This window comes from Halosolutus sp. YCN4, from assembly GCF_059736495.1.
The window spans coordinates 548,404-571,277 of record NZ_JCASSM010000001.1 but is presented as its reverse complement, the minus strand read 5'-3'; the positions used below and the strand labels follow the sequence as shown (position 1 = coordinate 571,277).

The following is a 22,874-nucleotide window of genomic DNA, read 5'->3' as shown; positions in this document are numbered from 1 at the left end:
AAGATAGCAAGCACCAATCCTCGAACGACTAATTGCGTGCAGTGCGCGATTTGTACCTGGAAATCTTCCGGTTGCTGTTCGGTTAGTCCGCCGGTCACGGCTCACTATCACGGATGACCATCACCTTCACCCGGCGCACCCCGTCGAAGTCACGCAGTCGGTATGTGAGTTCGCGCACCCGCTCGGCAGACCCACGACAAAATAGCGATTCGAGACACCAGTCACCCTGATGCGTGTGGCTCGTATTGAGGATCACGTCCTGATACTCGTGTTGGACACCGTGGAGTTCCTGAATCACGTCGTGATGTCGGTAGTCAAATCCGACGAGAGCAACGATCTCGCCGGTAGTATCTTCGAGTCGAGAGTGCGCTTCGATGAACTCCAGCATCGCTTCTCTGACGGCTCGGGACCGATTCTCGATCCCCTCGTCCTGCCACACCCGATCGAACTCCTCGACTACCTCGTCGGGGATGTTGAAACTCGTTCGCATCGGTTTCAATTGGCTCGTGCAGGTACAAGAGGTTCGTTATGACGAATCCCCCGATTCGATATTAACAATCTCTAAAGTTGCCGTTTTCTGAGTGTTGAGTGTGGCGATGTTTCCAGACGATATACTCGGCCCGATCATCGGTGCCGTCGTACTCGGTGCGATCCACGGGATCGAACCGGGTCACGGCTGGCCGGTCGCCGCCTCGTATGCGCTCGATCAAACTAACAAATGGCTATACGGGTTCGCGGCGAGCCTGATCATCGGAATCGGCCACCTCATCAGCAGTCTCGCGATGGTGGCCGTCTTCTTCTACGCGAAGGACTACTTCAACCTTGCACGGGCCAATGAACCACTCACGATTCTCGGAGGAGTCCAGATCAGTGGACCCGTGAGTCTCTTCGCTGGGATACTGCTCATCGCACTCGGGATTCGTGAGTACACCCACGGGCACTCTCACGGAAACCGTAATCACGATCACTCACACACAGACCACGGTCACTCACACACAGATCACGATTACTCACACACAGATCACGACCACGAGCATGCCGACGATTCTCCGGATGGGGTACTGGCTGGTTTACAACGACGTCTCCCATTCGTGGGTGGTTTCTCACACACTCATTCGCACGAGGGACTCGACGATGCCGCTGATCGCGGCCTTCTCGGGATCGCATGGTTCGCGTTCGTCCTCGGGTTCGCCCACGAGGAGGAATTCGAGATCATCGCGCTGTGCGCCGGGTCGAATTACTGTCTCGGACTGATGAGCGCGTACGCCGTGACGGTTATCATCGGCATCGTCGGTCTGACGCTGCTACTGATCGCAGGGTATCAAAACTTCGAGGAAGAAGTCGAGAAGTACACTCCCTATCTCCCGGCATTTTCGGCGTCGGTTCTTATCCTCATGGGATTCGGCTTCATCATAGGGCTATTTTGAAATGTACTAGATACTGTTGCTATGTGATCTGGCTCCGGGTGACTGGACGTACCGCGTGAAGTAACTCTTCCATACATTTTTTCGAGACGGGTTCATTGGGGGACGCATGGATTCGGATCGTGCCCGCGGTGTTCTGCTGGGGCTTGCGTGTGGAGATGCGCTCGGGCGACCAGTCGAGTTCGCATCGGCGTCGGGAATCACCGGACAGTACGGGGAGCTCGACGAGATGGTCGGGCACGGGACGTGGAATCAACCGGCGGGAACGATTACTGATGATACCGAGCAAGCGCTATGTATCGCACGAAGCCTCGTCGAACAACAGGAGTTCGATCCGGCAGACATCGCGGATCGGTTCGTCGCGTGGTACGATAGTGGCCCGTTCGACATCGGTCGGATGACCGCACGATCGCTGCGTGAGTTCAAGCGCGGTTCGACGTGGGACGAGGCGGGCCAGCAGGTCTGGGAGGACAGTCAGGAAGGCCAGAATGCCGGGAATGGGAGTGTAATGCGGTGCCCGCCGCTCGCCATCCCGTACGCGACGGATTGGGATCGACTCGCCGAGGTGAGCCGGCAATCCTCGCAGATCACGCACGCTGATCCGCGGTGTACCTATGGTTGCGCGATTTTCAACCTCACAGTGGCTGGTCTCCTCGACGACACAGACACGCCATTACAGGACGCGCTCGACTACGTCGATGCGGGTGCACCAGAGGAACTTACGACCGCGCTCAGACCGATCACCCAAGGCAACTCGCCCGGCTCGCTCGAAACATCGGGGTACGTTGTTCACTCGCTTCAAACGGCACTCCATGATGGATTAGGCACCGAGAGTGCTGAAGAAGCGATCGTGACTGCTGTTAATCGAGGTGGTGACACCGATACGATCGGTGCGATTGCCGGAGCGGTTGCGGGTGCACGGTTCGGTGCGTCACAACTCCCTGACCGATGGCTCTCTGCGATCGACGAGACGGACGAACTCGAATCGCTGGCGGATGATCTCTTGGAGGGAGTGTGATGTACGTTCTCGCGTTCGATCGGGACTGGACGATCGATGTGAATCCGCATCCACGACGGGAAGCGGTGCCGCTCGAGTGGGTTCAGTCTTGGGCGCACGAAACCGAGCACGAGGTCATGGCAGATACACTCGAAATCGTGTCCAAAAGCTTGGGATAAGCAACTTCCAACCGGTGTCGGTACTGTGCGCTTTCCGCGTCAAAGCGAGGGGCCGCTGGACCACGATCGAAATTAAGCGGTCGAGAGGTCGTATCGATCGATGAGGCGTTGGCGGTCGATCTTCCCGAGTGGTGTCGTCGGGAGTTCGTCGCTGATCGTGTACTTTACGGGCCGCTTGTAGTCCGCGAGTTCCTCGCTGGCGTACTCCTCGAGGTCTGAAACGCTAAGGTCTGCATCAGGCTCTGGAACGACGAACGCGTGGCCGGCCTCGCCCCACTTCTCGTGTTCGACGCCGACCACTTGGGCCAGCTGGACGTCCGAATGCGACGTCAGAACGTCCTGGATTTCGTCGGGGTACACGTTGTAGCCGCCGGAGATGTACATGTTGTGGGCTCGACCGCGGAGACGGACGTACCCGTCTTCGTCGACGAAGCCCATGTCTCCGGTTCGGATCCACTCCTCGTCGATCGTCTCGGCCGCCGTCTGTTCGTCGTCGAGGTAGCCGACCATGACACCGTCGCCGCGGACCACGAGTTCTCCGGTTTCGCCGTCTGGGAGGGGAGCGCCACTCTCGTCGACCGAATTCACGTCGAATCCGGGATACGGTTTCCCGACGGTCTCCGTGAGCACGTCCCAGGTGGCCTCGAGTTCGGTCAGGGTGACGAAGCCACCAGTCTCCGTAAGCCCCCAGCCGGTTACGGGCGTCCCGATCGCGGCCATTCCGTTGAGGCAATTCTCCGACGGCGCCTGGCCGGCCACGACGGCCGTCTTCACGCTCTCCATCGCCTCCTCGTGGTCGGGCACCGCGAAGAGCATCTCCCACATCGCGGGGACGTTCCCGACGACGGTGATCGATTCCGTGCGAATTCTGTCCAGGGCCTCACCGGGGTCGAACGCGTCGAGCAGTACCGCCTCGCCTCCGGAGACGAATACCGTCCCGAGGAGTTCGGTTGATCCACCGACGTGGCTCGGCGGGAGATGGACGAGCGTGGTATCCGACTGATTGATGGCCCACGTATCGGACATCACCGTTCCCTGGAAGACCGCGTTTCGATGGCTCAGCAGCGCCCCTTTCGGACTGCCCGTCGTTCCGCTCGTGAATACGACGAGAAACGACGTATCAGGGTCGTGGTTCCCGACGGCATCGGCTGATTCTCGTGTCGATCCATCCGAACCGACGACGCTCCACTCGTACTCTCCCGGATCGCTACCCGGCACGAATCCCGTGTCGTCGAACCACTCCACTATCAAAACATCTTCGAGGAGATCGTGTCCCGTCAGTGCGTCTCGATACGATTCTCCGTGATACGCGTCGACACCGAGGAAGGCCGTCGGTTGCGTCTGCTCGAGAACGTACTCGATTTCGCGCGGTTCCGAACGCAGGTCGATCGGGACGAGCGTCGCGCCGAGTTTGGCGACGGCGGCGTACGTCCTGAGGTACTGCGGACACTGCGGGAACAGCGTAGCGACGTAGTCACCGGGTTCGACGCCCGCCTCCGAGAGACCGGCAGCGAGACGTGCCGCTTCCCGGTTTAATCCCTTCCACGTTCCTTCAGTAGCGTCCCCATGTGCCATCGCGACCGGTTCGTAACTGTACGCAGTCGCCGTCGGCTGTTCCGCGGCCCACCGTTCGAGGTACCAGTGAACGAGGCCGGTGTGCGGTACTTCTGGGTCATACGGTGTGTCAGTTGTGTTAGTCATGGGTTGGATCCTCCTGTTCTGCTCGTGCGACGAGGTACTGCATCTCGAACTCCGCTACCGTCTCTCCGCGTTGATTCTGACAGCGAATCGCCGCCGTCACGATACCGTGATCATCATCACGAGGTGTCTTCTCGACGATTTCGGCGGTATAGCGCACCGTATCATCAATGTAGATCGGCTGATGGAACGAAATCTCCCCGATGCCGGCGTTGGCCCGGATGCTCGTCTCCCGATTCTGAAAGAGCAACCCTTCGGCAAGCCCGACGAGGAACGTCCCCTGGACGATCCGCTCGCCGAACATCGTCGACGCGGCGAATTCCGTGTCCGTATGCAGAGGGAACCAACAGCCCGTCGCGTTCGCGTAATTCACCACGTCGGACTCGGTGATGGTTCGCCCGATCGTCTCCGTGGTATCGCCGACCGACACCTCCTCAAAACTGTCTCTGAAGAATCCCTCGCTCATTCGAAACACTCCCTTCCCCGATCCGATGCCTGATTGCGTGGCATGGTCTCACATTCTCGTTCATGTCGGGTAAGCGATTAGCCGCAAATATGCGGGAGATACACCCACCACACGTCACCCAACGGACCGATCAGGGGACAAGACGGGGCAACAATTTTGACTCGCACTTTCGCAGGTGTTCGCCGACCGTCCCGACCGCACAGTCGAGTTCGTCGGCGATGTCCTCGTACGTTGCCGCGCGCGGGTCGCGATAATATCCGCATTCAATGGCCGTTTTGAGCGTTTCCTGTTGCTTTGGTGTCAGAAGAGAGAATAGCGACCTGTGGTACGGTTCGTAGGTTCCCGTTCTGTGCAGAACGAACGAGACGTCGGCGTCAACCGCTTCGATCGCCTCGGCGATACTCTCCTTGTTCCCCACGATGGTCGCTTCCAGGGCTCCTTCGTCGGTGTAAATCATCGGTGGATCCATGACGATCTCGTGGCAGTCGAACATCCGCAAGAGCGCGTAAATCGTCTCGTTGGGCCGAAAGTGGGCGTAGACGAAGACGCTGTGATCCCTGACGATCAGTTGGTATTCGAGGGCCAGAAAGTGATTTTCGAGCAATGCTCCGATCCGATCGACGTCGCCGACGATTTCGAATAACACGACCGCAGTGCCATCGTCCAGGAGATTCGTCTGGTGGATGAGTTCGTGAGTCACCGCAGGTTTGGCAGCCACCTGCTCGTGAATCGGCTCGAACCACTGCTGATCGGGTTGAAACCGAAGATGGCAGTATTGGACGTCCGCCTCCATAGGGTGAGCCCACGAACGGAGCGGTGAAGTACATTCGGTGTAGTGATGGCGACGTCGGTATTCTCGAGCCGGATTTTGAGTGGTTTGTGGCAAGCTTGTTGGGTACTGACAGGCGGTACAGAGCGGGACGAAACTACTTTCGCGATCGGAACGGCCTTACGCGTCGCCAGGGGTGACGGTAACGTTACGGCTGAAAACGTTCTCGGAATCGTACTCGGCCTTCACTTCGGCGAGGCGATCGTAGCTGTCGCCGTAGACCTGTTTCGTCCAGTCCTCCCAGTTACGTTCCTCGACGCCCGTGAAGCCGGCGTACGCTCCTTCGGCGCCTTCGCAGCGGAGTTGGCGCTCGGTTTCGGCTGCCCAATCGAGGGTAGGCTGGTTCCGGAACGCCTCCCAGTTGCCCTCGATGGTGATCATGAACTGCTTGTCGTCCCACGCGTAGGCGGCATCGTCGCTGTGTCCGATGTTGCCGCCGAGCGGCCAGACGCCGATAGCCGACATCGGTGTCGGCGCTGCCTCCGTTCGCTCGATGACGAGGTCGTGAATGTCGTCGGTGAGTTCGTCGACGAAGACGGAGCGATGCGTGTACTTGCGGCCCCACGGATACATCTGCGTCCCGAGGTCGTGGAGCGCCTCGTAGGGCATCGCGTCGCTCACGTCGATGAGCGGCTCCGTCACGTCCCGCAGCGGTTCGATGATTTGCTCGCCTTCCTCGTGATCGCCCGCGTAACAGCCGAGGATGCCGACGGCGTCCGTGCCGGCGAGTTCGTCCGGCATCGGTGGGAGTCCGGGAATGTGCCCACAGAGGAGGATGGTGGTCAATTCCTCGGGCGCGTCGCTCATGACCTGTCGGTGGGTCTCCAGCACGTCCTCGGCGGCGTCGTACGGGTAGAAGATTCCGAGGGCCTGTACCATCGGGCCGACCTCGTACAATTCGAACTCGAAGTTGGTGACGACGCCGAAGTTACCGCCACCACCGCGGATGGCCCAGAACAGATCTTCGTTGTGGTCGGGACTCGCCTCTCGAAGTTCGCCGTCGGGCGTAACGATTTCGACGCTGCGGAGCGCGTCGATGCCGAGGCCGTGCTTCCGGCGGATCCAGCCGATACCGCCACCGAGCGTCGAGCCGGGGATGCCGACCTCGCCCGCGCTCCCGGTTGGCGTGGCGAGGCCGTACTGTTGGGTCTCGGCGAGGACGTCCTCTGCGCGGGTGCCGGGCTGGACGTGTGCGACCTGCTTTTCGGCGTCTACGCGTACGGTGTTCATCTCCTCGAGATCGATGACGAGTCCTCCCTCGACGATGGCGCTGCCCGCCTGGTGGTGGGCGCCGCCGCGAATAGCCAGTTCGAGGTCGTTGTCGCGGGCGAACGTGATTGCGCGGGCGACGTCGGATGCGCCGTTGACGCGGGCGATCACGGCGGGGTACTCGTTAATCAGGCCGTTCCACACGTTGCGTGCGTCCTCGTACTCCTCGCTGTCGGGGAAGATGAGGTCGCCGCGGAGGTCTTCATCGAACTCCTGAAGGTCGTTCTCGTCGAGTTGTGCGACCACACCCAGAGGGTGCGTGTGAGCAGTCATAGTCAGTCGAAACAACTAGTCATTTTGTATTTATATCCTGCGAATGGGTTAGATATCACGACTTCTTATCGACTTACAGCTATCCTGCCTGCGGATTTCTAGTTTTAGTCACACTCAGTTGAAACATACTTCTATGCATTCGGGAAATTACTAAGAGTTTACGTACACGCCGCAGTCCGACAACGAGAGACGAAGTCCTCTTCGAGGGCCCTGAACGTCTCGAGGTCGACGCCTCTCGCAAGCACTTCGATCGTCATCGGATAACAAGGTGAGGGTGTGTCGTTTTGAGAACGGAACTCGTGGTCGGAGTATGAGAGATCGTCCGGAAGAACTCGCAGCCGTGGGTCACGTGAATTGTAGCGGGCAAACCGCGCTGATTACGGGTTCGACGAGTGGAATCGGGCGCGCTACTGCACTCGCACTCGGCCGACTCGGCGCTGACGTGATCGTCCACGGGCGAGATGTAAGCGCCGGCCAGTCAGTCGTCGACGAACTGGAGACAATCGGTGTCGAGGCGACGTTCATCCCGGCTGATTTCACAGATCCCGATGCCGTTCGAGAACTCGCTACGACAGTTCGGGAGGAAACTGATAGCCTCGATTACCTGTTCAACAACGCTGGCGGGTATTTCCGTACGGGTCGACTCACGAACCAGGGTATCGAGTACACGTTTCACATCAATCATCTGGCGCCGTATCAGCTGACCACGGACCTGATCGACCACCTCACTGACGATGCCTGCATCGTAACGACATCGTCGGCAGCACACCGCGGCGTATCGCTCGACCTGGACCGTGTCGAAACCGTCGAGTCGTATTCGTCGATGTGGGCTTACGGCCACTCGAAACTCGCGAACATCCTCTTTTCGCGGGAACTCGCACGTCGGGTAGCTGCTGGAGACCGATCGATCAGCTCGAATAGCGTCCATCCAGGAGCGATACCGGGAAGCAACTTCAGCCGGTTCCTGCCAGGACCGCTTCCAGCGCTCACCTCTACGCTCGATGTGGTGCCCGGTATCACGTCGGTCGCCGACGGTGCCGCAGAACTGCTGTACGTCGCTCTCTCGCCCGAAACCTCTGACGTCACCGGCCAGTATTTTGCGAACCAGTCGACCAGAACACCTACGCGTCCGGCTATAAACGACGATGCTGCCCGCCGTCTCTGGGAACGAAGTGCGGCCCTCCTCGACATCGATGAACCGCTTGCGGAGTTCGGCGAGAGCATCGGCTCCGCACTAGAGTGACTGACTCGAGGTGGCGGGGACGAACCGGAAGCCAGGCCGACACCGGTCGTCGAGCGGTCCCGCCCCGATACGGGGACGCGCTACTTGTGGCGTTCGCCGAGTCCGTTCACGGTCACCAGCGCGTCCCGGACCATCGCGGGCTCGACCGGGAACGGCTCGTTGTGGATCGTCTCTTCCTCGACGCAGGTCGCCTCGGCGACCGTCTCGAGCTGATCTTCCGTCGGATCGTCGAGACCGATGTCCGCGAGCGTGACCGGAAGCCCGATGTCGAGCGAGAACTCGATGACGTCTTCGACGAACACGTCGTCCTTGCCCTCGAGAACGAGTTGGGAGAGGGTGCCGATGTTGACCTTCTCCCCGTGAGTCGCGTCGTGGGTCGCCTCGAGTTGCGTGAGTCCGTTGTGGATCGAGTGGGCCGCCGCGAGCCCGCCGCTCTCGAATCCGAGACCGCTCAGGAGCGTGTTCGCCTCGGTCACGGCTTCGACGCTTTCCGTCACGGCGTCGTTCTCGACGGCGCGGACGGCCGAGACCCCGTGTTGGCGGAGCGTCTCGTAACAGAGTTCGGCGAGCGCGTGACCAGCCCGAGTTGAGGCTCCACCGAAGATGTTCTCGCCGTGAGATCGGTAGGTCGCGTCGGCCTCGAACCACGTCGCGAGCGCGTCGGCGATGCCCGACTGGAACGTCCGGGTCGGTGCCTCCGCGATGATCGCCGTATCGACGAGGACGAGTTCCGGGTTCTTCGAGTGGAACCAGTACTCCTCGAACTCGCCGTGCTCGGTGTAGATCACCGAGAGCGAACTCGTGGGGGCGTCCGTCGACGCGATGGTGGGCATCGAAACCATGGCGATGTCGATCCGTTCCGCGACCGCCTTGGCCGCATCGAGCGCCTTGCCCCCGCCGGCGCCGACGATGACGTCGCTCCCGTACTCGCTCGCCTGGTCGGCGACACGTTCGATCTCCTGTTCCGAGCACTCGCCCCGGAACTCCACCGTCTCGGTGGCGAACTCGTGGTCTTCGAGACTCTCCGTGACGGTATCACCCACGATGTCCATCACAATTTCGTCAGCGAGGAGGACGGCGCTACTCCCGAGGTCCTCCGCGTGCATTCCGATCTCCGCGGCGACGCTACGGCCCTGTGTATAGTTCGCGGGGGACGCGAATATCTTTGCCATGTCTGAACGAACCACGGATCCGATAATGTAGTTTGGCCCCAGCTCTCGTGAGTATTGTTCAGATTAGCTGGTTCCAGCAGTATGCGTCGCTCTGGAGCCATGTTTCAGCGGTTGTCGGCTCGGCGTTTCGAAAGCAGTTTACAAATTGGCAGGGATGCCGTGTCGCTCCATCGTTAATTCTGCCGACGAGAGTTGCGTCGCCGAGCGTGGGCTGAATGCTCTGGCACCAGTTCGTGGTTCTCACGCCCCGAACAGAGTCACACCCCCTGAGGTCCTCATGATCGTGTTGAGACACAGCGTTCCAGCGGAACGACGAGCGTGTATTTCGATCCGTCGCGAACCTCCAAGAGGCGTCCGTCAGACCGGGGCCGGCTACATCGCGATCAGCGAGACTCCAGCCACCGCCAGTGCAGCGGCAACGAGCCGGATACGGAAGTACTGTTCGCCGAGGAGGACGCCGCCGAGAACGACGGCGACGATCGCCTGCGTATTGATGATCGGCGAGGCGATACTCGCCGGCAGCGCCGCGAACGCGAGCGTCGTCGCGTGTTCGCCGAGCGCGACCAGCGCCCCGCCAACCGCGAGTTTCGGAAGGTCGGCGCGAACCGACGCCGGCGGATTCCGGACGGCGCTCGGAAGAAGGACGATCCCGACGCCGATCAGCAGGATCGGGACCCAGAGCGTGCCCGGGATGGCGAGTTCTTGCAGTGAGACGCGCTTCCCGAGGTCGCTCACCGCGTAACACACCGCACTCAGCAACGCGAGTTGCGCGGGTCGCGACCGTGCGGCCTTGACGAACGGGCGGAACAATCCGCCGGGGTCGTAGTTCGCGACGTACACCGCGCCCGTCGCGACGGCGACCCCCAGAACCTGTACGGGGGTGAGAAACTGACCGAGAAACAGGATCTCGAGCGGCAGAACGAACAGCGGGACGAGTTTGTTGATCGGCGTCACGTAGGAGACGTCGCCCTCGGCGATCGCCCGGAGGAACAGCACGAACGCGAGGGCGGTCGTGAGTATCGTCACTGCGACGACGGCCAGGTCGGCGAGGCCGAAGCTCTCGAGCAGCACGTCCGAAAACTCCGTCCGCGTGACGACGATCGGCAGGTACCACGCGAGCGCGAACGCGTTGAGAAGGACCGTCAACGCCGCCGGCGGATACCCCGAAAACGATCGTTTCAAAACGTAAATGTAGAACCCCCAGACGAAGGCTGCAGTAATCGCAAATCCGATCCCGGAATCCATCACTTGGCTGGAGGGTGATGTCGGTTATCAGTCGTTCGATCGATTGCTCGCGGGTTCCCCCACTGAAACGCGATCGAACGTATCAGCCACTCGGCAATCCGATCCGGGATCCGCGATCTGTGCTGCCACTGAACCCGATCTGACACGCCACACAGCGGTCGTCCGTGTACCCTTCTGCTGTCTCGGGATTCTTCCCGAACGACAGGAGCCACCGGAGACAGTCCTCGCGTTCGCTGCGATAGTCAACCAACCGGCGCTGCCCGAGTCGCTGTTCGGTCGGTTCGGGGACGAGGACGAAGTCGCTCAGATCCTTCGCTAGGCCCCGTCCGAAGCAATGCTACTCGGATTGCCTGTCCAAATTCGGTAATCGCAAGACGGCGTCGGGATAGACCGGCTATGCGAATCGAATTGATTTCGAGTCCCATGGCTACCTGATGTTAGCACGAGCTCGAAATCACGGGACAGCGTCGGGAAGAAGTGCTCCGACGGGGATTTGAACCCCGGTCATTGCCTCGAGAGGGCAATATGATTGGCCGGACTACACTATCGGAGCGGCCTGCGTCTGCATTTCTTCGTAGCCCCGACCGATGTTTAAGCATTCCGTTTCATTTCGAGGGTGCCGGACGATGACACGCACGGCGATCGGGTCACTCCTCGAACGGGGACTTCGTCGCCTCGGGTTCGAACCCCTGGAGACTGATGATGTTCTCGCGGCCGACGCGGAGTTTACTGATGGTCCCCTCCTCTTCCATGTCCGACAGGAGCATGCTGACCTTGGACTTCGACCAGCCGGTCTCCTCGACGATGTTGACCTGTTTCATCCGCCCGCCGTTCTCGCGGATGAGTTTGACGACGCGATCCTCGTCGGTGAGCAGTTCCTCCTCGGGAAGCCCGGCGTCGTCCGCGTCGTCGGGGTCTCCGGCCTCCGCCATCGACCGATCCCCGCCGGCGGCCGGCGGTGGGTCCAAGTCGGGCGACTCGGTGGTTGCCGCGGTCGCCCCGTCGTCGGACCGATCGGACCGGCGATACCAGACGACGGCACCGCCGATCCCCGCCAGGATCGCGAGGACGACCAGTGGCCACAGGAGGTCACCGGCCGCGCCCGTCACCGTCGAGATAGGATCGCCCGAACTGGAACCGGAGAGGTCCGGATTGTCGTAGACTACTCGGGGGTGGCCGGCGAGGAACTCTCGTTCGCCCTCCCAGACCACTTTGTTGGCATCCCTGAGTTCGGGAGCGGTATACTGCGCGTCGTCCGGCGCGACGGACTCGAAGACGAGGTCGCCGCCCGGCCGGAACGCGATCGACTGGTCGGAGTCGATGATGAGCCCATCGAATACGTCACTGACGATCACCTTCCCGCCTTCGACGGCCGCGAAGCCTTCCCAGGTGAACGACTGTTCGACGACGCCGATCTCCGGCTCTTTACTCGGGTCCAGATTCGTTTCTTGATCGATGTACGCGGTCGCTGTAAAATCGCGGGCCGCCATCTCCCGACCCGTAGTATTGGAACCGGTCGCCGCCAGTGCGCGTGCCTGGCTCTCGAAGAGATCGGTGACGCCGGAGTCGTTCGATTCGAAATCCTCGACGATCGCCTCGAACGCCTCCCGATCGTCACTGGAGTCGTTGAGGTCCATCTCGTGACGGTGGGTCCACGTCGCGGAACCGTTCTCGTAGACGGTGACGACGAACCTGGTCCTGTCGAAGGTGGAACTGTTGATACCGTCAGACTGGAGCGCGGCCGAAGCAACGACGGTCGACGACGAGGCCTCGCTGGAGAGCGACGCCGTTGCGCTCGTCGGTTCCTGGGCCGACGCTGTTCCCCCGACCAGCGCGAGCGGACCACCGATGCCGGCGACAGCGACGACAACAGCGAGGACGACGAGTCCTACAGAGCCCGGCCGGTTCATTCGTCTACCACTACGTGCCGAAGCTAAAAATCCTTGTGAATAGGGAGTTCGAACCGCTATTCGGCGCGTAACGGCTCTTGCCCCGCCAGATGCGGAGGTTTGCAAACGCCACCGATCGTTCTGTCAGCCTCGAAAACTGTTCGCCAGCCCTGAACCGTGTCGATACGCACAAACGGGTCGATACCCTACCGGCGGCCATGATCGCCAATCTCGCACAGGGAGTGCAGGCCTTCACGAGCAACGCCTTTCTCGTTTCCGGCGACCGAACCGTCCTCGTCGATCCGGGTGCGAACTTCGACGTCGTCCCGGCGATCCGATCGCGCGTCGACGACCTCGACGCGGTCGTGCTCACGCACACCCACCCGGATCACGTCGGGAATCTCGGGGACGTGAAGGCGGCGTTCGACGTCGACGCGTGGGGGTACGATCCGGCGATCGAGGGCGTCGACCACGCCATCGCTGACGAGGAGCGGGTCCAGCTTGGCGATCACGAGTACGTCGCGTTGCACACGCCCGGCCACAAGGACGATCATCTCTGTTTCTACGCGGCCGACCCCGGCGTGCTCTTCGCCGGCGATCTGGTCTTCCAGAACGGGAGCTTCGGCCGGACGGATCTCGAGGAGGGCGATCGCGGGACGCTGATCGAGAGCATCGATCGGGTCCTTGAGTGGATCGACGAGGACCTCGCGGAGATGCACACCGGCCACGGGCCGAGCGTGACCAACCGGCCGTACGACCACGTCGAACTGTCGGCCCGGATGGCGCGCCAGGTGTAGGGTCCGGCGACCGAGGTCGTCGGTGATCGGGGACGTCCGTTCGCACTAGACCCGCTTCGCGGCGTCCAACAACGCGTCGTAGGCGGGCGCGTAGGCGTCCGCGATCCGCGCGGGATCCGATCGGGCGTCGCCGGGAAGAGGCGGTAACGTGACGCGCTCGATGGGGTCCAGGTAGTCGAGCACGGCCGGGACGCGCTTCTCGAGCGTCCCGTCTTTCGGGCTCGAACTGGTGATCTCGCAGGCGCGACAGTAGCGATCGCCGGGGTAGATTCGCGCGCGACCGGGCTCGACGGCCGCGACGGCGGCGATCGACGCGGGGTCGACCGACGAGAGCGGCTGGGCGATGTCGCTGTAGGACTCGACGACCGCGACGTCCGCCCCCTCGACGTCGGCGGCGAGGTTCTCGAACGCCGGCACGTACTCCCGTTCGACGATCGCGTTGAGTTCGTCGACCGTCTCGACGGGGATCGCGTCCGCGACCGGAAGCCCGTCGGCGACCGCGTCCGGCAGGTCGACGGTGGCGTTGCGGACGAACGTCGGGTCGTCGGCTGCGCGACCGATCCGATCGACGAGGAACTCGCGGTCGGATCGGCCGAGCAGACCGCTTCCACCGTTCGGCGAGGGTCGCCACAGCCGGTGGACCGGGTTGAGGCGTTCGGGATCTCGATCGCGCCCCTCCGCGCTCGCGAGGCGGGCCGCGTCCTTGCCGTAGAGGCCTCCGTTCGCGATCGCGGTCCGGCAGTCGTCGTGGTCGAACCAGTAGTCGTTGCCGGCGCGGGGCTTGTAGCCGACCGCTCCGGTTCGTTCGAGCAGGCCGACCGAAAACGTCGTCTTGCCGGCGTCGACGCGATCGGCACCGACGACGAGGAGGATCATTCTTTCAGGCCGTAGTAGCCGGGTTCGTCGTCGGATCGCGGCTCGGCGACCACGAGATCGTCCGCGTTGGTCATGATCCAGGGGATCGCCCAGTCGAGCAGGATGTCCTCGGTCCCTTCGTCGATCTCCGCGTCGGGATCGAGCCCCTGCAGGAGGCGGGCGATCTCGTAGACCGTGTACATCTGGTCGGACTCGAGCAACTCCGCGGGCGTGTAGAAGTCACACGGCGGCAACTGGTCGAACTCGGATTTCGGAACCGGCATGAGCGGTATTACTAGCGCCTGACTCAAGACCTCACCGATCCAGGTCCCTCGCGAGAACCTCGATCGGGTGGGGCGGCCGCTCGTACGCCTCGAAGTCGCCGATCTGTGTCCGACAGGAGGTTCCCGGTGCGACGACCGTCTCGCCGTCGCTGTCTGCGAGCTGGTCGGCGAGCAGGGAGCCGATCGCTCGCGAGAGGTCGTAGTGGTCGGCCTCGTAGCCGAAACTGCCGGCCATCCCGCAACAGCCCGAGTCGACCGGGTCGACCGCGTAGCCGGCGCGCCGGAGCACGCCGACCGCGTGGTGGTCGGTCCCGCGGGCCTTCTGGTGGCAGTGCCCGTGATAGGTGAGCCGGTCGGTCCGCGCGTCGACCGGGAGTTCCTCCTCAAGTCGATTCCGATCGAGGTACTCGAAGACGTCGTAGGCGCTCGCCGCGAGCGCCTCGACGCGATCGTCGTCGAGCAGGGAGCGGTACTCGTCGACGACCATCGAGGCGTCGGAGGGTTCGACGAAACAGACAGACCACCCGTCCTCGAGGTAGGGTTCGAGGTCGTCGAGCAACCCGCGAGCGTCCGCCGCCGCCCGATCGAGCAGGCCCTGGGAGTAGGTGGCCCGGCCCGTCGGGCCGAGGTCTGGAACCACGACGCGCACGTTCGCGGCCTCGAGGATCCTGACGGCCGCTTTCCCCACCTCGGGATGGGAGTAGTTCGTGTCCGTATCGGGAAAGAGCACGACCCGATCGGTTGCGGCGGCGGCACGCACCTGCGGCCCCCGGTCCCCGAACCAGTCCACCAGCGACTCCCGCCGGAAGGTCGGGAGCGATCGATCGGTAGCGATCCCCGCCGTCCGCTCGAGGATCGTCCGCGCGCCCGGCAGGTCGGGCAGCCGGTTCGCGATCGGGGCCATCGCGCTCCCCGCGGCGGCGAGGCGATCGACGTTCGCGAACAGCCGCTCCCGCGCGCTGACGCCCTCGCGGTCGTGGTACTGGTGTTTCACCTCGACTTTGAGTTTCGCGAGGTCGACGCCAGTCGGGCAGTCGCTCTGACAGCCCTTGCAGCCGATACAGAGGTCGAGCACCTCGGACTGGAACCGCTCGCTGAAGAGTTCGTCGGGATCGATTTCGCCGCTGATCGCCGCCCGGAGGAGGTTCGCCCGTCCGCGGGTCGTCGCGATCTCCTCCTCGGTGGCCCGGTAGGTCGGACACATCACGTCGCTTCCGGTCTGGCGACAGGTCCCACAGCCGTTACAGAGTTCCACGAGGTGGGAGAAGCCGCCCTCCGCGTCGAAATCGAGCGTCGTCCGCGGCTCGAGCGACGCGTAGTCGGCGCCGTACCGCAGGTGCTCGCGGATGTCGGTGGGGTCGTCCTCGCGATAGACGACCTTGCCGGGGTTCATCCGCCAGTCCGGATCGAACGCCGACTTGAGTTCCTTGAACGCCGCCCAGAGGTCCGGGCCGTACAGCTTCGGGTTGAACTCCGTCCGCGCCAGTCCGTCCCCGTGTTCCCCGGAGAACGCGCCGTTGTGCTCCACGACGAGATCCGTGACGTCGTCGGCGATCGATCGCATCTTCTCGACGTCGGCGTCGGTCTTCAGGTTCAGGATGGGCCGGATGTGGAGCGTTCCGACACCCGCGTGGGCGAAGTAGGCCGCCGTCGTGTCGTGATCCTCGAGAGTCTCCTGGAAGCCGGCGACGTACTCGGCCAGTTCCGCGGGCGGGACCGAGGCGTCCTCGACGAAGGGGTACGGTTTCGGATCGCCCTCCATGCTCATCAGCAGGGGGATGGCGGCCTTCCGGAGTTTCCAGAGTCGATCCTGTTTCTCCGAACTGAACGCCTCGATCGACCCGAACGCCGCCCCCGCGTCGACGAGTTCGGCCGTCGCCAGGTCGATCGCGTCGGGGAGGTCGTCGACGACTTCGTCGTCGTACTCGAGCATCAGCGCCGCGGCGGTGCCGTCGGGGATCGGGTCGGCGTACTCGGCGTACTCCTGCGAATCGGCCGCGAGACGGAACACCTCGCTGTCCATGAGTTCGACCGCGCTGGCGTCGAGCGCGAGCGCCTCGGGAACCGCCGCGAGGGCCTCGAGCAGGTCGTCGTAACAGCAGACGACTAGCGCGGTCTCCTCGGGTCGGGTCACGAGCGACAGCGTCGCCTCGACGACGACGCCGAGGGTGCCTTCGGCGCCGACGAGGAGTTTCGAGAGGTTGATGATCTTGTCCCCCTCCTCGTGGGCTTCGTCCGCTCGGTCTTCCGAGGCGGCTGGTGCCGCCTCGCCCTCCCCGTCGGCTCCCTCTCGAATCACCTTCTGCAGATTGTAGCCGCTCACGCACCGCTTGAGTTCCGGATAGCGCTCCTCGATCTCGTCGGCGTTGTCCTCGACGATCGCCCGGACCGTCCGGTAGATCGCCGCCTCGCGATCGTCTTTCGCGACGATCCGATCCCACTCCGGACTGTCGAGGACGACGTCCCGGGTCCGGATCAGCGAGCCGTCAGCGAGGACGACCTCGCACTCCTCGACGTAGGCGTCGGTGATCCCGTACCGGACCGAGTGGGCCCCCGTCGAGTTGTTCCCGATGCCGCCGCCGATCGTCGCCCGGTTCGAGGAGGCTGGGTCGGGAGCGAATCGCAGGCCGTGCGGTTCGAGCGCGTCGTCGAGGTCGTCCTGCACGACGCCCGGCTGGACGATCGCTCGCCGCCCGTCGGGGTCGATCTCACGGATTTCGTCCATGTGTCGCGAACAGTCGAGGACGACGCAGCCGGGTCCGACGGCCTGGCCGGCCAGCGAGGACCCCGCGCCGCGCGGCAGGACCGGGGCGCCGTGGTCGGCCGCGACCCGGACCGCGGCTCGCACGTCGTCCGTATCCCGCGGAAAGACGACGCCGGCAGGCTGTGCCCCGTAGATGCTTCCGTCGGTCGCGTAGAGGACCCGAGTGTACTCGTCGAACCGGACGTCGCCGCGACAGGCGTCGTCCAGCGCACGCGCCAGCGAGGCCGCCGCTTCGGGTCCGTCCCGATCGGTCTCTTCGCTCCGTGACCCGCCCGGATCGACCGTCACGTCGGGGTGTCCGATCTCACTATCTCCGACGCCCCGGGAGTCGACGCCACCGTCGCCGCTGTCGCTATCGTCGACCGCCATACACGGCCCAAATCGTCCCGTGTGTAGTTAAACTATGGTACCAGTTCACAGTGGTCGACGGCGATCGTGGCACCACCGAGACACTGAACGCTCTCCGTCCGAGACGGCCCGCTGGCTACCCGGCGATCGGTGTCAAAAAAGTCGGGATAGACTGGTTCGGCGCGTAGCGCAGCTTACTCGAAGTGGTCGAGGCACTTCTGGTACTCTTCTTCGGCCTTCTCCCAGTTGACGACGTCGAAGAAGGCGTCGATGAAGCTCCCGCGGTCCGGACCGTAGTCGTAGTAGTAGGAGTGCTCCCAGACGTCCAGCGCGAGCACCGGGTGCGAGCCCCAGAGCGCGCCCTGGTCGTGTTTGTCGACCGCAATATTGCGCAGTTGCTTTGCGACCGGGTCGTATACCAGCAGCGCCCAGCCACCGGCAGCCCCGGCAGCGGACTCGAACTCGCCCTTCCAGCCCTCGTAGGAGCCGAAGTCCTCCTCGATGCGGTCGGCGAGGTCGCCCTCGGGTTCGCCGCCGCCGTCGGGGGCCATGTTCTCCCAGAACAGCGTGTGGAGATAGTGGCCACAGCCGTTGTGGGTGACGTTCGAGAGCGCGCCGGGCGTCGAGCCGAAGTCGCCCGACTCGCGGTTCTCGGCGAGGGTCTCCTCGGCCGAATTGAGGCCGTTGACGTACCCCTGATGGTGCGTGTCGTGGTGCCAGGTCAGCACCTGCTCGGAAAGCGCCGGTTCCAGTGCGTCGTAGTCGTACGGTAGTGGTGGAAGTTCGTGGTCAGTCATGGGTCTCACCTGTAATCTGTATCGGTAGCTTCCCTGTTAAGTTTTGAGGAGTGAAACGATATCACACCTCACAAACCGTCGGCTACCGTGGTATTCGTCGTACCCTCCAATGATATCACCACGGACCACGTGTTAAACCTTTCAGCGGCGGCGACCGCGAACCTCGGTCCCGTCGATCGGTAGGTGAGTCTAGGATCGTTCCTTGTGCTGTGCGTGCTCGAGCCACTCCTCGAGCGACGGCTGGGTCCAGTACCGGACCGTCTCGCTGCGGCGATCGTGTTCGATGATCCCCGCGTCTTCCAGTTTCGGCAGGTGAACGTGTTGCAGTTCCGTCCGGATCCGGTTGCGCCTCTCGTCCGCGTCGCGGTCCATCCGCCCGGATTCGTGCTCGCGTGCGGCGACCGTGTCCGTCAGTTCGTCGAGCGACGCGACGCCGTCCGGCCGACCGTTGAGATGGTACAGCACCTCCCGCCGATGCCGGTTCGAGAGCATATCGAAGATCAGATCTAGCGACGGCGTCGCCTCGACCCCGAGTGACGCCGGCTCGCCCTCCGTTTCACGCATCCACGAACCACCTACCGTAAGTTACCATTCGAAACCACCAGCCAACCCTACTGCAGCCGACACATTAGATGTTACGTCTCTCTAGAACCAAACGTATAATAGTTATTATAATTTTAATTTAGTAAAAAATCCCCTCAGTAGCTATCGTTCCGGTTCGGCGGGCCCTCGATCGACTCGGTCGATGCCGAGTGGAGTGCGATTTCGACGGTCGTCCCCCGCGGTGATCGGTCGGCGATGTCGAGCGTTCCGCCCGACACCCGGACGAGCCACGTGACCAGCCACAGTCCGAGCCCACTGGTGTGTTCGAGCGCCGTCTCCCGCCCCGTCTCGAGTACCTCCCGCTCGTGGGCAGGGATCCCCGGCCCGTCGTCACTCACGCGAAGCACCGTTTCCGCCGGACCACGCTCGACGGCCACGGTGACGTCGGGTGCGGGCGGACCGGCGTGCTCGAACGCGTTGGTGAGTAGTTCCTCGAGGGCGAGTTCGAACGACTCGTGGGCGACGACCGGGGCCCGATCGGGGAGCGCCGTCGAGATCGGATCGCCGTCACGGCTCGCACGAACGTCCTCGACCATGTGCTCGACCACCGGCACGAGATCGATCGCCTGCCGGTTCGCGCTCGCCTCGCCCATCGTTCGTTCGGCGAGTCGCGATCGCTCGCTCAGGGACGCGAGGTTCTCGGCGGCGGCCTCGATCTGCTCGACGTGCTCGTGATGGGCCGGCGGGAGCGCCTCGCGCAAAATCGAACTGTGGCCGAGCATGAGATTCGCATCGTGACGGACGTTGTGTCGCAACACGCGGTTGAGGACGTCGAGTTGCTGTTCCCTGAGCGCCTGTTCGGTGACGTCGTGCAACAGCAGGAGTCGCCCGACGACGTGGGCCCCCCGTTCGATATCGCTGACCTCGACGTCGTAGTGGCGGGTTCCCGCCGCCGTCCCCATCACGACCGGACGATCGACGTCGTCGTCGGAATCCAGTCTCGCCGCGAGCGGTTCGGCGACCTCCTCGAGACGGGTGCCCCGGGAGAGTTCGCGATCGGTACACTCGTTCGCTCGTGCGTTGTACTCGACGATCCGCCGGCGCGTGTCGACGACGATCACGCCGCTTTCCATCTCCGCGAGGACGGTCCGACCGGCGACGAGCGGCGACACCGGAACGACCTCCAGGAGGTCCCGTTCGAACAGCGCCCAGCCGAAACAGACCATCGACACGGAAAACGCGACCGGCGTCGGATCGACGCCCGGAATCGGGCCGTCGGAGAACAGTTGCCAGCCCCCGGCGAGAGCGGGGACAAACACGCCGAGCAACAGCGCCGTCGTGCGACCGCGATAGAGCCCCTGGGAGGTTCCGAGCAACGCGAGCAAGACTGCCGCCCCGGCGAGCACGAGGAGAAAGCTGTAGCCGATCGCGAGGTAGTAGGGCAGTTCGAACGTGACCTCCCACGTCGGATAGCCGGTGCCGATCGCGAACGCCGACGGACCGCCATCCCGAACGAGTCCGTGGTACGGATTCGTCCAGACCAGAACCTGCACGAGCAGGGGAACGACACACAGTGCGGCGATCGATCGCCGCGTGACGTACCGCTGCTGACCGGCGTAACTGAGGGCGAACACGAGCCACACGACAGGCGCGAACATGATGCCGATCCACTCCACGTTGACCCAGATCCAGAACCCCTCGAACGTCGTACTCGCGAGCCGAAACGCGTGCGCCGCCGTCCAGACGCCCATCAGACCGGCGAGGGTGGCGAACGCACCGGCACCGGGCAGTTCCTGTCGCCGGTAGCCGTACCAGGCGATCGCCGTCGCACCGCCCGACAGCGCGACGAGCGCCAGCGGCAGGAACCGTATCTCGGTCATCGTTCGCCCCCCATCCGGGTCGGGATAGACAGGCATCCCACTTGAACTACTGGTTTGTTCGGCAACCAGTTCCCACGACGGCAGGAACTGCCACGGGGCGGCGCAGTGAGTCGGTACGCGATCGGCTACGCCGGTGGTAAAACTGCAGAACAAACGCGAGGGCCGAGTAGGTGACTACTCGTAGAGCCACTCGGCGTCGTGCTGATCGTAGTCGATCAGTTCGTCCTCGTCGAAGTGGATCGCGATTTCGCGTTCGTTCGCGCCCTCGTCCTCGTGGTCGGCGGCGTGGACGACGTTCCGGCCGAGATCGAGCGCGTAGTCGCCCCGAATCGTGCCGGGGGCGGCCTCGAGCGGATCGGTCTCGCCGATCATCTGGCGGACCTGTCGGGTCGCGTCCTGGCCCTCCCAGACCATCGGGACGACCGGTCCCGAGGTGATGAAGTCCACGAGGTCGTCGTAGAACGGCTTGTCCTCGTGTTCGCTGTAGTGTTCTTCGGCCCGTTCGCGGGGCATGGTCTCGACCTTGATGCCGACGAGTTTGAGCCCGCGGTCCTCGAGTCGGGAGACGACCTCGCCCACGAGGCCGCGCGCGAAGGCGTCGGGCTTGACCATCACGAAGGTCCGTTCGTGATCGCTCATTGTTCGGCTTCCTCGGCCTCTTCGGCCTCCTCAGCTTCTTCGGCCTCTTCAGTTTCGTCGACGGTTTCGTCCCCGGCGGGCACGTCGTCCTCGTCTTCCTCGTCCTCGGCCTCGGTTTCGAGGTCCTCGTCTTCCTCGTCCTCGGCCTCGGTTTCGAGGTCCTCGTCTTCGTCGGCCTCGACCTGCTCGGTCTGGTCGGCCTCCTCGTCTGCGGGGGTGTCGGCCTGGGCCGGACCCTTGCCGCGACGACCTTCCTCGGTCCACTCGAGGTCGCGCGGTTCGCGACCGAGCTTGTAGTTTTTCTCCGCCTTGGAGTCGACGAAGTGGAGCACGGAGCCGTCGTTCTTGACGTACATGATGCCCGTGCCTGGTTCGATCTCTTCGCCCGTGTAGTCACAGGTTCGTTTCTCGACCATTATTGCCCTCCGATCGAATCGGCCTCGCGGGCGGTCTCGCGAAGCTGGAGTACGTCCCCCTCGCGGACCGGCCCGAGGCAGTTTCGGGTGATGATGCGTCCCTGGTTCTCGCCCTCCTTGATTCGGCACTTGACCTGCATGGCCTCGCCGTGCATGCCGGTCTTGCCGACGATCTCGATGACCTCGGCGGGCGTGGAGCCGCTTTCTTCCTCTTCAGCACTCATCTCTAATCACCTCAGTCGAGGTCCTCGACCTTGTCGGCGATGTCCTCGACGTCGCCGTCGGCCTCGCCGGCGTCGACGATCGCCGCCGCGGCCGATCCGACCTCGAGGCCGGCGGCGTGGCCGACGTCGTCCTGCGTTTCGATGAAAACGACGGGGATGCCCTTCTCCTCCGCGAGGTCGGGAAGGTGCATGACGATCTCTTCGGGGGAGACGTCCTCGGCGACGTAGACGAGATCGGCGTTGCCGCGCTCGATTGCTTTCGTCGTTTCGTTGGTTCCTTTCTTTACGCGTCCGGTGTCTCGGGCGACCTCGAGCGCCTCGAGGGCGTCGTCTGCGAGGTCGGCTGGGATGTCGGTTGTGACGTAGACTGACATTGGTTGTTCACCTCTCCTACGCGTGGGCTCGCGCTCCCCTGCCGTCCGGGGGCTGGGCCCCGGGCCGAGTTCGACCCGGCGGAAGTCCTGTGAGGCTAGGAGCATCATCAACCCCGCGTAGGGTGTACTACGCAGTAGCGTTGCCCCCCTTAAAAGCGTGTTCAAACGGCCGAGGCAGTGAGACACCTCCGCACGGGCCGTAGTCGGGCCGACGACAGGTCGGCCGTCCGAACGGACGCTCCCTCGTGGCGTTCCGGTGCCTATTACTC

General features: G+C 63.3%; 22 protein-coding genes and 1 tRNA gene. 4 read left to right on the top strand and 19 right to left on the bottom strand.

Annotated features, from left to right (window positions below; genetic code table 11):
• Nucleotides 1–94: 94 nt before the first annotated feature.
• Nucleotides 95–490 carry a CopG family ribbon-helix-helix protein gene (locus AC6I6X_RS02925; RefSeq protein ID WP_497928999.1) on the bottom strand — a complete coding sequence of 132 codons (396 nt, stop codon included), beginning with the start codon at nt 488–490 and terminating at the stop codon, nt 95–97.
• Between the two features lie 106 nt (nt 491–596).
• Here AC6I6X_RS02925 and AC6I6X_RS02920 point away from each other — a divergent pair, with 106 nt between their 5' ends.
• Nucleotides 597–1,427 (top strand): sulfite exporter TauE/SafE family protein, encoded by an 831-nt coding sequence (locus AC6I6X_RS02920; RefSeq protein WP_497929639.1) that lies wholly within the window; start codon nt 597–599, stop codon nt 1,425–1,427.
• A gap of 106 nt (nt 1,428–1,533) precedes the next feature.
• Nucleotides 1,534–2,442 carry an ADP-ribosylglycohydrolase family protein gene (locus AC6I6X_RS02915; RefSeq protein ID WP_497928998.1) on the top strand — a complete coding sequence of 303 codons (909 nt, stop codon included), beginning with the start codon at nt 1,534–1,536 and terminating at the stop codon, nt 2,440–2,442.
• Nucleotides 2,443–2,672: 230 nt separating this feature from the next.
• Here AC6I6X_RS02915 and AC6I6X_RS02910 read toward each other — a convergent pair whose 3' ends face one another.
• The 4 genes from AC6I6X_RS02910 to AC6I6X_RS02895 form a co-directional block, all read right to left on the bottom strand.
• Entirely contained in the window at nt 2,673–4,301 is a 1,629-nt protein-coding gene (locus AC6I6X_RS02910; protein WP_497928997.1) for a class I adenylate-forming enzyme family protein, read from the bottom strand.
• Nucleotides 4,294–4,764 carry a MaoC/PaaZ C-terminal domain-containing protein gene (locus AC6I6X_RS02905; protein ID WP_497928996.1) on the bottom strand — a complete coding sequence of 157 codons (471 nt, stop codon included), beginning with the start codon at nt 4,762–4,764 and terminating at the stop codon, nt 4,294–4,296. The genes AC6I6X_RS02910 and AC6I6X_RS02905 overlap by 8 nt, the downstream gene beginning before the upstream one ends.
• Nucleotides 4,765–4,894: 130 nt before the next feature.
• Entirely contained in the window at nt 4,895–5,557 is a 663-nt protein-coding gene (locus AC6I6X_RS02900; RefSeq protein WP_497928995.1) for a helix-turn-helix domain-containing protein, read from the bottom strand.
• A 156-nt stretch (nt 5,558–5,713) separates the two neighbouring features.
• Nucleotides 5,714–7,108, bottom strand: a complete 1,395-nt coding sequence (locus AC6I6X_RS02895) for an FAD-binding oxidoreductase (protein WP_497928994.1) — start codon at nt 7,106–7,108, stop codon at nt 5,714–5,716.
• Nucleotides 7,109–7,445: 337 nt separating this feature from the next.
• Here AC6I6X_RS02895 and AC6I6X_RS02890 point away from each other — a divergent pair, with 337 nt between their 5' ends.
• Nucleotides 7,446–8,378 carry an SDR family NAD(P)-dependent oxidoreductase gene (locus AC6I6X_RS02890; protein ID WP_497928993.1) on the top strand — a complete coding sequence of 311 codons (933 nt, stop codon included), beginning with the start codon at nt 7,446–7,448 and terminating at the stop codon, nt 8,376–8,378.
• 80 nt (nt 8,379–8,458) lie between these two features.
• Here AC6I6X_RS02890 and AC6I6X_RS02885 read toward each other — a convergent pair whose 3' ends face one another.
• From AC6I6X_RS02885 to AC6I6X_RS02870, 4 genes are all read right to left on the bottom strand, one after another.
• A complete protein-coding gene (locus AC6I6X_RS02885) occupies nt 8,459–9,550 on the bottom strand; it encodes a glycolaldehyde reductase (RefSeq protein ID WP_497928992.1) in 1,092 nt (363 codons plus the stop codon).
• Between the two features lie 372 nt (nt 9,551–9,922).
• Complete coding sequence (locus tag AC6I6X_RS02880) at nt 9,923–10,795, bottom strand: EamA family transporter (RefSeq protein WP_497928991.1); 873 nt, start codon at nt 10,793–10,795, stop codon at nt 9,923–9,925.
• Between the two features lie 478 nt (nt 10,796–11,273).
• Nucleotides 11,274–11,348, bottom strand: a tRNA-Glu gene (locus AC6I6X_RS02875).
• A 94-nt stretch (nt 11,349–11,442) separates the two neighbouring features.
• Nucleotides 11,443–12,705: a helix-turn-helix transcriptional regulator gene (locus AC6I6X_RS02870; protein ID WP_497928990.1), complete on the bottom strand. Its 1,263-nt coding sequence runs from the start codon at nt 12,703–12,705 to the stop codon at nt 11,443–11,445.
• Nucleotides 12,706–12,902: 197 nt separating this feature from the next.
• Here AC6I6X_RS02870 and AC6I6X_RS02865 point away from each other — a divergent pair, with 197 nt between their 5' ends.
• Nucleotides 12,903–13,481, top strand: a complete 579-nt coding sequence (locus AC6I6X_RS02865; RefSeq protein ID WP_497928989.1) for an MBL fold metallo-hydrolase — start codon at nt 12,903–12,905, stop codon at nt 13,479–13,481.
• 45 nt (nt 13,482–13,526) lie between these two features.
• On the opposite strand, the gene AC6I6X_RS02860 is transcribed toward AC6I6X_RS02865, so the two are convergent.
• The 10 genes from AC6I6X_RS02860 to rpl7ae form a co-directional block, all read right to left on the bottom strand.
• Complete coding sequence (locus AC6I6X_RS02860) at nt 13,527–14,357, bottom strand: ATPase (protein ID WP_497928987.1); 831 nt, start codon at nt 14,355–14,357, stop codon at nt 13,527–13,529.
• Entirely contained in the window at nt 14,354–14,620 is a 267-nt protein-coding gene (locus AC6I6X_RS02855) for a DUF5827 family protein (RefSeq protein ID WP_250139632.1), read from the bottom strand. The genes AC6I6X_RS02860 and AC6I6X_RS02855 overlap by 4 nt, the downstream gene beginning before the upstream one ends.
• A gap of 31 nt (nt 14,621–14,651) precedes the next feature.
• Nucleotides 14,652–17,753, bottom strand: coding sequence for an FAD-binding and (Fe-S)-binding domain-containing protein (locus tag AC6I6X_RS02850; protein ID WP_497928986.1), 3,102 nt, complete (start codon nt 17,751–17,753; stop codon nt 14,652–14,654).
• A gap of 173 nt (nt 17,754–17,926) precedes the next feature.
• Nucleotides 17,927–18,529 carry a superoxide dismutase [Mn] gene (sod, locus tag AC6I6X_RS02845; protein WP_497928985.1) on the bottom strand — a complete coding sequence of 201 codons (603 nt, stop codon included), beginning with the start codon at nt 18,527–18,529 and terminating at the stop codon, nt 17,927–17,929.
• A gap of 189 nt (nt 18,530–18,718) precedes the next feature.
• Complete coding sequence (locus tag AC6I6X_RS02840; protein WP_497928984.1) at nt 18,719–19,093, bottom strand: DUF7344 domain-containing protein; 375 nt, start codon at nt 19,091–19,093, stop codon at nt 18,719–18,721.
• Nucleotides 19,094–19,227: 134 nt separating this feature from the next.
• Nucleotides 19,228–20,952, bottom strand: a complete 1,725-nt coding sequence (locus AC6I6X_RS02835) for a sensor histidine kinase (protein ID WP_497928983.1) — start codon at nt 20,950–20,952, stop codon at nt 19,228–19,230.
• A 174-nt stretch (nt 20,953–21,126) separates the two neighbouring features.
• Nucleotides 21,127–21,591, bottom strand: a complete 465-nt coding sequence (gene ndk / locus AC6I6X_RS02830) for a nucleoside-diphosphate kinase (RefSeq protein WP_250139637.1) — start codon at nt 21,589–21,591, stop codon at nt 21,127–21,129.
• Nucleotides 21,588–22,007, bottom strand: a complete 420-nt coding sequence (locus tag AC6I6X_RS02825) for a 50S ribosomal protein L24e (protein WP_497928982.1) — start codon at nt 22,005–22,007, stop codon at nt 21,588–21,590. Before AC6I6X_RS02825 ends, ndk begins: the two co-directional genes overlap by 4 nt.
• Entirely contained in the window at nt 22,007–22,231 is a 225-nt protein-coding gene (locus AC6I6X_RS02820; protein WP_006064297.1) for a 30S ribosomal protein S28e, read from the bottom strand. Before AC6I6X_RS02820 ends, AC6I6X_RS02825 begins: the two co-directional genes overlap by 1 nt.
• Nucleotides 22,232–22,242: 11 nt before the next feature.
• Nucleotides 22,243–22,605, bottom strand: a complete 363-nt coding sequence (rpl7ae, locus tag AC6I6X_RS02815) for a 50S ribosomal protein L7Ae (RefSeq protein WP_250139639.1) — start codon at nt 22,603–22,605, stop codon at nt 22,243–22,245.
• Between the last annotated feature and the right edge of the window lie 269 nt (nt 22,606–22,874).